Source organism: Mesorhizobium sp. M4A.F.Ca.ET.050.02.1.1 (genome assembly GCF_003997725.1).
GTDB lineage: Bacteria > Pseudomonadota > Alphaproteobacteria > Rhizobiales > Rhizobiaceae > Mesorhizobium.
Map to the genome: position 1 here is coordinate 1 of NZ_RZSG01000511.1, position 4,333 is coordinate 4,333.

Here is a 4,333-nt window from a genome sequence, read left to right on the forward strand (position 1 = left end):
GCAGATGGCACCAGGCGAGCAGCGAAAGCGCCAGCGGATAATCCGGCTCGATCGCGATCGCGCGATCAAGCAGCGTGCCGGCCTCCTCGTTCTGCGCCCGCTCGAGCGACCAGGTAAGCGGAAAGGCGCGCAGCACGTAGTCGTAGGCGGCGAGGCTTTCCGGCCGCTTGCGCCGTGAACGCTCGATCTCGGCCGACAGGATCGACGGCTGGATGGCGCCGACGACACTCTCCGCAAGCCGGTCCTGCAGGTCGAACACGTCGGCCATGGTGCCGTCGTAACGGTCGGCCCAGATCGTCTTGCCGGAAGCGGAGTCGATGAGCTGTCCGGTGAGGCGGATGTGGTCGGCGGCCTTGCGGACGCTGCCGGTCAGCACGTAGCGCACGCCGAGTTCGGCTCCGGCCCGTTTCACGCCGTCGGCCTGTCCTTTGTAGGCGAAGCTCGAATTGCGGGCGATGACGAACAGCCAGCGCATGCGCGACAGCGCCGTGGTGATCTCGTCGACCATGCCGTCGGCAAAATAGTCCTGCGCCGGGTCGCCGCTGAGGTTCTCGAAGGGCAGCACCGCGATCGACGGCCTGTCGTCGGCCGTCCCCTCCCCGGTCGCGGTGGCGACCCGATCCTCGAGGCGGCGCACGCGCTCTTCGTCGATCACATAGCCGCGCCGCAGCACGGTGCGGATCAAGCCATCGGCCTCGGCGCCGAGCGCCTTGCGGATGTCCTTCATGCATTGGGTGAGCGAATCGTCGGAAACGGCGATGTTCGGCCAGACCGCATTGACCAGCTCGTCCTTGCCGATGACGCGGCCGGCATTCTCCAGCAGGTAGACGAGCAGCGAGAGCGACTTGGCGCGCAGGTCGACGTCGTGCCCGCCCCTCTGCAGCCTGCCCCTGTGCAGATCGAGCCTGTGGCCGGAGAATTCGAACGTCGTCATGTCGCCCCTCGAGGAGACGTCAACCAATTCGATCCGCGCGATGGCTAGGAGTCTGTCACGGCCCTCGCATGCTCGAAGACATCACGCCCGCCCGAAGACATCAAGGCTTTCGCCCGCTGAAGATGGCGTGGCCGGCGAACAGCCAGGCGCAGTCGACTTCGATGAAGCCCGCCTTCGCAAGCCAGGAAAGCTGCTCGGCGAGCGAGGAGGGCTTGTCGATCGGCTCGCCGTCCGGGTTGCGGAAATAGTTCCAGCCCAGGCGGTTGAACTCGGCGAAGGCGGCGAGATCGCCGTCGATCGCCAGCGCCCGGGCGCGCACCGCCTCGTCCCATTGCCGCGCGGCGATGTCGAGCCCGCCTGCGCTCGGCGGGCGCACAATGTCGGCCACCACCAGCACGCCGCCGGGCTTGAGCGCCGCCGCCAGATCGGCAAACAGGTCCTGCTTCTGCCAGCCGTCGAGATGATGGATGGCGAGCGAGGAGACGACCGCATGCGGCGGCTCGGCAAAGCGCCGCCAGCCGCTCTGCGCCAGCTCGAACGCGGCAGTGGCCAGGCGCCCGGCATGGTCGCGGCAGGTGGCCTGCGTCTGCTCCAGCATTTGCGCCGAGCCGTCGAGCGCCAGGACATGGCAGTCGGCAAAGCGCTCCAGCAGCGCGCGGCTGAGCAGCCCCTCGCCGGAGCACAGCTCGACCAGCAGGCCACCCGGCGCGGGTTGCGGAATGAGGTCAGCGATGATCCCGATCTGGCGCTCGCGGTCCGGCACGAAATAACGCCCGTTGTGCAGAAAGCCGCGAGAATGGTTCTCGTCCCAATGTGCCGTGCCTTGCGCCTGCGCCATGATCGCATCCATCCCTTTTTCGCCCAGCGTGAACCGGACCCGACCGGTTGTCGTGAGGCGCGGCTGAAATTCGGCTGAGATTGGCGTGACGAAGGCGCCCGAAGCGCAGCGGCGGCGATACGCAATACCCAAGGCGAGGCGGCAAGCCATGCGAGCCGCCCGGCCGTCGCGCCCCCGCGCTTCGGTCGCTGTGCATCGTCTTGCCCTGGCGCGCTATGAAGCAATTCACACAGGCGCACCGGCAAAATCGCCGCCGGTCCAAATACACCCAAAAAAAGTCAGGTTGATAATGCTGGGCCGAAAAAGTCCAGCCGGCGAAAGGCAAGCCGATTCAAGCGCATAGGCGGGAGCCGTCGCATCGGCAACCGGAGCGGTCGAAAAGCCCGGAAAACCGGCTTTTGCTGGCCTTCAGGGGCAGCAAGGACGTGATCGCGCGGGTCTGCGGCGATGGTCCGCGAGGGTCAAAAACGGGCATTCGGACACCTCGGGAAGCGACGTTGACAGCGCGCACCGCCAATGGATATTCGCAACCACTGGTCACGCCATAACCGGGGGCTGTTGGGGACGGACGGGGTTTCAGCAGCTTGGCGGGGGCGCCGGACGGGCTGGTACACGCATGGTGTACCGCCCGCTCCTGGCCGGTCTTCCAAAACGCAGATTTGAGCCGCGTCGCAAGCGCGCGCACGCCACCCTTGCGTCTTGACCGCCGATTGACCATCCTCTTGCCAGGTCGTGCATCCAGAAGGAGTCGCGGCATGGGGTTTTTGGCGCATGGGATCCATGCGCGGGCGCGGTTGGGGGATCGCATATGCCGACGCTTTATGCGTTGAAACCAGCCTTCCAGGCGAGGCTGCGGCCGCTGGCCGATCGCCTGGCCAGCGCCGGCGTCACCGCCAACCAGATCACGCTGCTGGCCGCTGGCCTTTCCGTCGCCACCGGCGTGGTGGTGGCTGCCTTCGCGGCCCATCCGGCCGTATTCCTGCTGATGCCGGTGGCGCTGTTTACGCGCATGGCGCTCAACGCGATCGACGGCATGCTGGCACGGGAACATGGGCAGGCGTCAAAACTCGGCATGTATCTCAACGAGCTCTGCGACGTCGTCTCCGACCTGGCGCTGATCCTCGCTTTCGCCGCCCTCTTCCCGGCCTGGGGCGTGGTCGCCTTCGCGATCATGGCGGTCATCGTCGAGTTCGCCGGCGTGCTCGGCATCGCCGCGGGGGCGGCGCGCGACTATGCAGGGCCGTTCGGCAAGAGCGACCGGGCGCTGGCGCTGGGCGTCATCGGCGCGTTGATCGTTTTCGGCCTGTGGCCGGTGGCACTCACGCCCTTTGTGTTTCCGGCGCTCGCAACACTGTCGCTGGCGACCGCCATCAACCGGATACGCAGCGGCCTTAGAGGAGCAGTCGGGCAATGAGCGACCTCGGGGGCAACACCATGATCCATCAGCAGAATATCGCCGCAGCAGCACCGGCGAGCCTCCAACGCGTGGCCGAGGAGCGGACCTTCAAGACCCATGACGGCACCGAGATCTTCTACCGCTACTGGCCGGCGCTCGGCGAGCAGCCCAGGGGCGCCATCCTTCTCTTCCATCGCGGCCACGAGCATGGCGGGCGAATGGCGCATCTGGTCGACGAGCTCGCAATGCCCGGCTACGCCTTCTACGCCTGGGACGCGCGCGGCAACGGCCGCTCGGCCGGCGAGCGCGGCTATGCGCCGTCCTTCGCCGCGCTGGTGCGCGACATCGACTGCTTCGTGCGCGAGATCGCCCGCGACGGTTTTTCCCAGCGTGACGTAGCACTCATCGCGCAATCCTTCGGCGCCGTGCTCGCCGCCGCCTGGGTGCATGATTATGCGCCCGACATCCGCGCGCTGGTGGTGGCTTCGCCCGCCTTCTCGGTCAAGCTCTACGTGCCCTTCGCCAAGGAGGGTATCGCGCTCTGGCAGCGGCTCAAGGGGCGCTTCTTTGTCAATTCCTACGTCAAGGCCAAGTTCCTGACGCATGATCCGGAGCGCATCGCCTCCTTCGACGCCGATCCGCTGATCACGAGGCCGATCGCCTCCAACATACTGGTCGAGCTCTACACGCATGCCGCCCGCATCGTCGCGGACGCGCGCGCCATCACCGTGCCGACACAGCTGCTGATCTCGGGCGCCGACTGGGTGGTGCGGCACGGCCCGCAGCACGAATTCTTCGTCAACCTGGCAAGCCCCGCCAAGGAGCGGCATGTGCTGCCCGGTTTCTTCCACGACACGCTGGGCGAGCGCGACCGCAAGTACGCGCTCGACCTAGTCCGGCCATTCCTCGAAAAGCAGTTTTCAGCGCCGGAGAAGCCTGCCGACCTGACCGCGGCCGACCGCTCCGGCTACACGCGCGACGAGGCCGACAGGCTCGCCTCCCCGCTGCCGCTGCTGTCGCCCAAGGGCCTCTACTGGGCGATGAGCCGCGCCTTCATTCGCATCGGCTCCTGGTTCTCCACCGGCCTCAAGACGGGGATCACCACCGGCTTCGATTCGGGCTCCACCCTTGACTACGTCTATGAGAACGACGCCCGGGGTGAGAC

At 66.9% G+C, this 4,333-nt stretch carries 4 protein-coding genes; 2 read left to right on the forward strand and 2 right to left on the reverse strand.

The window, feature by feature from the left end:
• Window positions 1–934: winged helix-turn-helix domain-containing protein (locus EOA33_RS25715; RefSeq protein WP_190234371.1), on the reverse strand; the 934-nt coding region annotated here is incomplete at its 3' end.
• 100 nt (window positions 935–1,034) lie between these two features.
• A complete protein-coding gene (locus EOA33_RS25720) occupies window positions 1,035–1,772 on the reverse strand; it encodes a class I SAM-dependent methyltransferase (protein ID WP_189375667.1) in 738 nt (245 codons plus the stop codon).
• Between the two features lie 808 nt (window positions 1,773–2,580).
• On the opposite strand from EOA33_RS25720, the gene EOA33_RS25725 reads away from it, so the two are divergent.
• Window positions 2,581–3,186: a CDP-alcohol phosphatidyltransferase family protein gene (locus EOA33_RS25725; RefSeq protein WP_126055343.1), complete on the forward strand. Its 606-nt coding sequence runs from the start codon at window positions 2,581–2,583 to the stop codon at window positions 3,184–3,186.
• Window positions 3,183–4,333 (forward strand): bifunctional alpha/beta hydrolase/class I SAM-dependent methyltransferase (locus tag EOA33_RS25730; protein ID WP_127406917.1); only part of this gene is annotated, 1,151 nt, incomplete at its 3' end. The genes EOA33_RS25725 and EOA33_RS25730, both read left to right, overlap by 4 nt.